The organism is Pseudomonadota bacterium (assembly GCA_026388215.1).
Taxonomy (GTDB): Bacteria; Desulfobacterota; Syntrophorhabdia; order Syntrophorhabdales; family Syntrophorhabdaceae; genus JAPLKF01.
In genome coordinates this window covers 1-6902 of record JAPLKF010000170.1, presented here as the reverse complement: position 1 = coordinate 6902, position 6902 = coordinate 1, and the positions used below count along the sequence as shown (strand labels likewise).

Sequence of the window (6902 nt, the reverse complement as noted above, 5' to 3'; positions counted from 1 at the left end):
CGGCTGAAGAAGAACCGCATGAGGGTGAGGAATTTGGTTTTGTCGTATCAGGGAGTATTGAGCTTGTGTTTGGTGAGAAGGCATATAAACTAAAGAAAGGAGAATGCTTTTATTTTGAAGCAACAAAAAAGCATTATATAGTAAACAGGCGAAAGAACAAGACCTTTGTTCTGTGGGTATCTTCGCCTCCTAATTTTTAGTGCCCTTTGGGGTAAAAAAAATCATAAGGAGGGCCATGGAGTGAAAACATTAGGAAGACACGTATTAACCGATGAGATGAAGAGGGGTCAAATGGATTTATTAGGCAAAGAAATCACATATAAAGTTGTCACTATCGGTGCTGTATTCGCCGGCGTAGTCCTGTGGAATTAGATTGGATTGGAGGATGCAAAAATGACCCCAAAAAAAGTTTTTTTTACGAAAGGAGTGGGTGTCCATAAAGACAAACTATCATCCTTCGAGGTTGCATTAAGAAATGCGGGCATTGAGAAGTGTAATCTTGTTTATGTATCAAGCATATTCCCGCCTGGGTGCAAGATTCTTTCAAAGGTTGCCGGTCTAAAACTTCTCAATCCCGGTCAAATTACTTATTGCGTAATGTCTCGAAATGAGACAAATGAACCGAACCGCCTTATTTCTGCATCAGTTGGTTTTGCCATGCCGAAGGATTTCACCAACTACGGTTATATTTCTGAACATCATGCTTTCGGTGAAAAAGCCATTGTTTCAGGGGAATACGCAGAAGATCTCGCGGCTACAATGCTTGCAACGACACTTGACATTCCTTTTGATCCGAACCAGGCATGGGATGAGCGCAAGCAGTTTTATAGAGCGAGCGGTAATATATTCAAAACAAAACATATTTGCCAGTCCTCGGAGGGAAATAAAGACGGTCTCTGGACCACAGTATTAGCGTCAGCAGTGTTTATCATAGACTGAAATGCCAAAACATCCATTTAGTTTCTGTGGATTACCCAACAATAATACTGATTATGCGCAGGCCTCTACAGTCATACTACCTATTCCTTTTGACAAAACCAGCACATGGCTTAAAGGTGCCGACAAAGGCCCTGCAGCGATAATTGAGGCATCCCGATATCTCGAACTCTACGATATAGAGACCGATAGCGAGGTTTTCAGGAAGGGAATTTTTACTGCCAAACCGATCCATTCGGCCTCCTCTTCTGTTTTGATAGAAAAAACCGATTCGGCAGTCGCAAGTTATCTTAAAGACAATAAGCTTGTAGTAACCCTTGGGGGCGAACACTCGGTTTCTATTGGCGTTATCAAGTCCTATGCCAAGTACTATAAGGATCTAAGCATATTGCACCTTGATGCCCATGCCGACTCTCGCGACTCATATCAGGGAACCCGTTATAATCATGCCTGCGTTATAACACGTGTTCGTGAGTTTACTAAGAACATTGTTTCTGTAGGAATACGCAGCATGGACGTCTCAGAGCTCTCTGGCGTTGACAATAAAAAGATATTTCTTGCACATAAGATACACGATTCTGACAAATGGATAAACAATGCAGTTAGCTTGCTGACTGATAGCGTTTATATCACCATTGATCTTGATGTCTTCGATCCGGGTATCATGCCGTCAACAGGGACTCCCGAGCCGGGCGGTTTAGGCTGGTATCAGGTTATGAAGCTCCTCTTTGCTGTCTCGAAGTCAAAACGAATCGTCGGGTTTGATGTCGTTGAGCTTTGTCCATCAAATTCTAAAGCTCCCGATTTTCTTGCCGCTAAATTAATCTACACGCTCTTAAGTTATATCGATGTGGACAAGCCACGTCATGCAGAGACACCAAGTTGCTGAGGCTTTTCGGTGTATCTGGCATAGGATTACCAATCAACGGCAGGGAGTCATAGCTTTAAATGTCAAAGGGGGGTCTCTTGTCTAAAGTCAAGGATAAAGATTTGACCCCATATATTTCCCCGCAAGGCAGTTTAGCCCAGCGAGCCTATATGTAATTTTTTTTACACAGTTTTCAGCCTTCTTTATTTTCGATAGTGTAAAACAGCGTCTGCATAGCATTTATGATTGATTTTATACCCTGGAAATTGATATTAAGCTAAAAAATAGTATAAAATAAAGCAAATGCAATTTGTTGCCCAGGAGAGCGTTTATGAATAATATAAGGAACCGTGGAAGAATAATGATAATCGGGGCTGGAGGTATAGCGACCGTTGCAGCACACAAATGCGCGCAGATTCCTGAAGTCTTCACGGAAATATTGGTTGGAAGTAGGACACTCTCCAAGTGTGAGGCGATCAAGAAAGATATCAATGAGCGGTATGGCAGAGACATTCAAATAGCACAGGTTGATGCCGACAATGTATCAGAACTCACCGATCTTATAAATAGATTTCAACCAGACCTTGTCCTTAATCTTGCACTTCCCTATCAGGATCTGCATATTATGGATGTCTGCCTGGCCACAGGGGTGCACTATATAGACACCGCCAATTATGAGCCGCTGGATGAAGCCCACTTTGAATACAGTTGGCAATGGGCATACCAGGAGAAGTTCAGGCAGAAAGGGATCATGGCAGTTCTTGGTTCAGGATTCGACCCGGGTGTAACGAATGTCTTTACCGCCTATGCCCAGAAGCATTTCTTCGACGAGATACATTATCTGGACATACTGGACTGTAATGCCGGAACCCACGGTCATGTGTTTGCGACAAACTTCAATCCTGAGATTAATATCCGGGAGGTAACACAGGTAGTACGACACTGGGAAAAAGGGAAATGGATAGAGACGCCCTCGATAATCGAGGAAGGCAGCGTGCATTTCGGCTTTGATTACCCGGTAGCAGGGGCAAAGGAAAGCTATCTTCTCTACCACGAAGAACTCGAGTCACTTGTTCTAAATATAAAAGGACTGAAAAGCGCCAGGTTCTGGATGACATTCTCTGATAATTATCTCAACCACTTGAGGGTGCTCAGGAACGTCGGCATGACGCGAATAGACGAGGTTGACTACGAGGGGCACAAGATTGTTCCGGTAAGGTTTCTTAAAGCGCTACTTCCCGAACCCGCCTCCCTTGGAACAAAATATACAGGGAAGACAGTCATTGGCAATATTATGACCGGCAAAAAGGATGGAAAGACTATCACCAGATATATCTATAATGTCTGTGATCATGAAGAGGCATTCAAGGAGACCGGAACACAGGCAATTGCCTATACGACCGGTGTCCCCGCGATGATCGGGGCGATGATGATGCTCACGGGAGTCTGGCAAGGGGCTGGAGTATATAATATAGAGCAGCTGGACCCCGACAAGTTCATGGATGCATTGAATAAATACGGTCTTTCCTGGCAGGTCGTTGAGCATGCAGCGCTTCCAGACAAGGTGTGAAGCTTATCTGATGGATGCTGACAGACAGATTGAAGAAACAATCCGGGCAATTTTGGCAAAAGATGCAGGTGCCGTAGACAAATATCGCTCTTTATCCGACGATGCGAGAAGAAAGGTACTCGAGACACTGAGCAATAATAGGCTCAGGTCCTTGACGCGCCTAATAAAAGACGCCAAGAAAAAAAGTTTTAAGGCAGCAAACAAAAGATTCCTCGGTATCGCAAGCGGCACAGTAGATTCCCACAGGCTGGGGAAATCTACCTTAGCGAGCACGGCGAGCGAGAGGGGAAGGCTCTATAAGGCTTTGCCGGTGGAGGGGGCGACGCAAGCCCCTGTAATAGAAACTCCTGTTTACCTCCTGGACGAAACCCTTATGGAAGAAAATATGCGGATCTTGCAATATGTAAAAGATCGCACAGGCTGCAAGGTATTACACGCCTTGAAATCATACGCTTCATTCGCTACTTTTCCGATGATGAGCAGGTATCTGGACGGAACGTGTGCGAGTGGTCTCCTTGAAGCCAGACTTGGCTATGAAGAATTCAAGAAGGAGGTGCACACCTTCGGGGCAGCATACAGAGAAAAAGAAATCAGGCAGATACTGAAGTATTCTGACTCCATCATATTCAATTCCTTTTATCAACTTCATAAATACGGGAAAATGGCAAGGGAAAGCGGCTTGGAAATAGGCTTGAGAGTGAATCCGGGACACACCGAGGTCGCGACCGACATGTACAACCCATGCGCGCCATATTCGAGGCTGGGAATAGTCTACGACGCATTCAGCGAGGAATTCCCGAAGCATAAGAACATAGTGGATGGGCTACACTTTCATGCGATGTGTGAGCAAAATTCAGACGTCCTTGAAAGAATTCTGAAATCCTTCGAAAAACTCTATGGACAATACATTAAGGGACTGAAATGGGTGAATTTCGGAGGCGGCCACCACATAACGCGTGACGATTATGATCTGGAGCTTCTCATCAGACTCATAAACGCATTCAAGAAAAAATACGGAGTGCAGGTATATCTCGAACCTGGTGAAGCCAGCGTCTACAATGCGGGAGTCTTGATCTCCTCTGTTCTGGATATTATAAAAATAGATGCATCGGCAGAAACGCATATGCCGGATGTGCTGCTTATGCCTTACAGGCCGTACATAATGAAGTCAGCTGAGCCGAATGAGAAGAAATATACCTATAGAGTCGCAGGACCAAGCTGTCTTGCGGGGGATGTTATGGGCGATTATTCCTTCGATGAGCCTCTAAAGAGAGGAGACAGGCTGGTTTTTACCGACATGGTCCTCTATAGCATAGTGAAAAGCACTACCTTTAATGGAATCAATCTCCCCGATATCGCAGTGATAAGGGATGAGGGAAAGATAGAGGTAGTGAAGAAGTTTGGGTACAAGGATTACAAAGGCAGACAATCATGATTTGCCTGGGGGAGAGGTGGCCTCGCGCTTTTTGCGCCTGGTATTGTCATCTTCGGGGCTGCACGGTCCTCAACGTAGGGCTGCTACGCCTCCGGGCGGCAGCCCCTTGATTTCGCGCCATTCATCGAAAATTGCTTCGGCCTGAGTAGCCGTTGCCATAGACTTGTTGTCGCATCCCTTGTCCCTCGGTTTACGAAGCTGGGGGAACCCCACTTTCTTGTCCTTTTCTTTTCCTTCATCTTGGACAGTTCGCTGGAACGCCCTTTTGCTAGTGCTCCACTGTGCTGCCTTACAGACTCCTAACCAGAAAGCCCCTTACTTTAGTGAGGGGATGAATGGCTAATCTTCTTTCTTGTATTTTGCTCTTGACAAACTTGTTGATATATATTATATTATCGACATGGAATATAGACATAGCAAGCATCATGTATATCTTATAAATTATCATTTGATATTTTGTCCTAAAAGAAGACACCCTGTTCTCGTAGACAAGGTTAAAAACAGGCTTATGCAAATTATTAAAGATAAAGCCAAACAGATAGAGGTTGGTATTATTGCTCTTGAAATTATGCCTGACCATGTTCATATCTTTGTATCTGCCTATCCTATGATACCTGCTCATAAAATAGTTAAAACATTTAAAGGTGTCAGTTCTAACATCTTGCGCAAAGAATTTCCTCATTTGCTTAAACTCCCTTCTCTCTGGACACGTTCATATTTTGTATCAACAGCAGGGAATATCAGCAATGAAACAATCAAAAAATATATAGAGGGACAAAGCAGAAAATGAGAAAGACATATCTCTATAAAGCCAAGATAAATAAACAGACAGAGGCTAATTGTAATCAGTGGCTTGAACTCTGTCGGAATCTCTATAACCAATCTCTTGAACAAAGAATAAAAGCTTATAAGGAAAAAGGAGAATCTGTATCTGCTTATATACAAATGTCTCAATTGCCTGTATTGAGAAAATTCTATGCTGAATATAGAGCTGTAGGCTCTCAAGTCTTGCAGGATGTTATCCAAAGACTTGATAAAGCATATAAATCCTTTTTTCAAAGAGTTAAACAAAAGAATGGCAAGGTTGGTTTTCCTCGTTTTAAATCCAAAAATAGATATGATTCTTTCACGCTTAAACAAACAGGATGGAAACTTGAGGGTAGATACCTTTATGTTAAAAATATCGGCAGGTTTAAGTTGTTTCTGTCCAGACCTGTAGAGGGCAACATCAAGACCGTAACTATACGGAGAAGTTCTACTAATAAATGGTTTGTGTCTTTTTCCTGTGATAATGTTCTTGTTAAAGAAGTTCCAATATCTAATCAGGAAATTGGTATAGATGTTGGTATCAAACATTTTCTGGTAGACTCTCAAGGTAATTCCGTTGAAAATCCTAAATACTTTAGACAGTCTGAAAAACTTTTGAGGCGTAGACAGAGAAGCCTTTGTAGAAAAAAGAAAGGTTCTAATAGAAGAAAAGATACACGGCTTCTTGTTGCTAAAACGCATGAGAAGATCGCCAATCAGCGTAAGGATTTCCTGCATAAAGTCGCTAATCACTACATAAACAATTTTCAAACCATTTTCATTGAAGACCTTATCATTAAGGGTATGGTTAAAAATAGACATTTGAGCAAATCCATATCTGATAGTTCTTGGGGAATATTCTTTAACTTTCTGTCCTATAAAGCGGCAGATGCTGATAGGGTAGTAGTCAAAGTTCCACCCCATAATACAAGTCAAATATGCTCTGCCTGTGGGGAGAAAGTCCCCAAATCTTTGTCTGTTCGTATCCACAAATGCCCCTTTTGCAATACTGTTTTAGATAGAGACCATAATGCATCTCTAAATATTCTTCGGCTCGGTCAGAGCCGTCAGGCGCTAACGGACAGGTTTCAAACTGCCGTTGCCTGAGAATCCCCTGAATTTATTCAGAAGAGTGTCAAAACGGCTCTTTACCGATTGCAATACGGCAATTTTTCAAATGTTCAGTCCGTTGGCGGTGGTGTCTCTGAATATAAGGTAGATTTTGGTCCTGGTTACAGGATTTATTTCGGTCAAGATGGAAACACTCTGATCATTCTATTAACTGG

The 6902-nt window shown here is 42.9% G+C and carries 8 protein-coding genes and 1 pseudogene; all 9 read left to right on the top strand.

Features of this window, described 5'->3' with window-relative positions; translation table 11 throughout:
* Positions 1-200, top strand: a 200-nt coding sequence (locus NTU69_09725; protein ID MCX5803788.1) for a cupin domain-containing protein, incomplete at its 5' end; no start/stop codon positions are given.
* A gap of 40 nt (positions 201-240) precedes the next feature.
* Entirely contained in the window at positions 241-372 is a 132-nt protein-coding gene (locus tag NTU69_09720; protein MCX5803787.1) for a hypothetical protein, read from the top strand.
* Positions 373-393: 21 nt separating this feature from the next.
* Complete coding sequence (locus NTU69_09715) at positions 394-939, top strand: arginine decarboxylase, pyruvoyl-dependent (protein ID MCX5803786.1); 546 nt, start codon at positions 394-396, stop codon at positions 937-939.
* Position 940: 1 nt separating this feature from the next.
* The gene (gene speB / locus NTU69_09710; GenBank protein MCX5803785.1) at positions 941-1825 is read left to right on the top strand and encodes an agmatinase; all 885 of its coding nucleotides are present in this window, start codon (positions 941-943) and stop codon (positions 1823-1825) included.
* A gap of 310 nt (positions 1826-2135) precedes the next feature.
* Entirely contained in the window at positions 2136-3374 is a 1239-nt protein-coding gene (locus NTU69_09705; GenBank protein MCX5803784.1) for a saccharopine dehydrogenase family protein, read from the top strand.
* 337 nt (positions 3375-3711) lie between these two features.
* On the top strand, positions 3712-4809 hold the full coding sequence (gene nspC, locus NTU69_09700; protein ID MCX5803783.1) for a carboxynorspermidine decarboxylase: 1098 nt from the start codon (positions 3712-3714) through the stop codon (positions 4807-4809).
* A gap of 400 nt (positions 4810-5209) precedes the next feature.
* Positions 5210-5599, top strand: coding sequence for an IS200/IS605 family transposase (tnpA, locus tag NTU69_09695; protein ID MCX5803782.1), 390 nt, complete (start codon positions 5210-5212; stop codon positions 5597-5599).
* On the top strand, positions 5596-6723 hold the full coding sequence (locus tag NTU69_09690) for an RNA-guided endonuclease TnpB family protein (protein ID MCX5803781.1): 1128 nt from the start codon (positions 5596-5598) through the stop codon (positions 6721-6723). Before tnpA ends, NTU69_09690 begins: the two co-directional genes overlap by 4 nt.
* Positions 6724-6759: 36 nt before the next feature.
* A pseudogene (locus tag NTU69_09685) lies at positions 6760-6902 on the top strand (type II toxin-antitoxin system RelE/ParE family toxin).